Below are 580 nucleotides of genomic sequence, written 5' to 3' on the forward strand. Positions count from 1 at the left end.
CGTTATTACCATTTAAGTCTCCTGTTACCGTCTCCGTTAGAATCTTGAAAACTACGAGGATAGATTGATAAATAATTGCTTCTTTCCACCATTTTTTAATTTCCATAAAACGCTCCTTTCAGATGTTGAATCATAGTGTGTGGAGTTAAATCTTATAAGGAAGATGTATAATAACTATCTAATGAAAACGTTTTAATTTAGTGATAGCGCAAATAGATATCCCATAAAACTCAACTCTTTTTGTTTCACCAAAATTATATGTCAAACGTTTTCATATGTCAACCGTTTTCATAAAATTAAATCATTGTATATTCAAGCTGTTTTCGACTATAATTAAAATATAGAGTATAAAAAAAAGATACGAATGAGGAGAAGGTTATGGCAAGTATAGAAGATGTTGCAAGCAAAAGCGAAAGTATCTGTGACGACTGTATCAAGAGCTACAAATAATCACCCTTATGTTTACAGAAAAAAACGAAAGAAAAAAAATATTAAAAGCAATWGGAGGAGTTGAATTATTATCCTAATAACATTGCGCAACAACTTAGAAGGTCAAAAAACGAAGATGAATTGGGTCATG

At 30.6% G+C, this 580-nt stretch carries 1 pseudogene; it reads left to right on the forward strand.

What is annotated here, in order from left to right:
• Window positions 1–378: 378 nt before the first annotated feature.
• Window positions 379–484 (forward strand): annotated as a pseudogene (locus LFLEISCH_RS15170) (LacI family DNA-binding transcriptional regulator); the annotation flags it as partial.
• Window positions 485–580: the final 96 nt, after the last annotated feature.

This window comes from Listeria fleischmannii subsp. fleischmannii LU2006-1, assembly GCF_000344175.1.
GTDB classification, from domain to species: Bacteria; Bacillota; Bacilli; order Lactobacillales; family Listeriaceae; genus Listeria; species Listeria fleischmannii.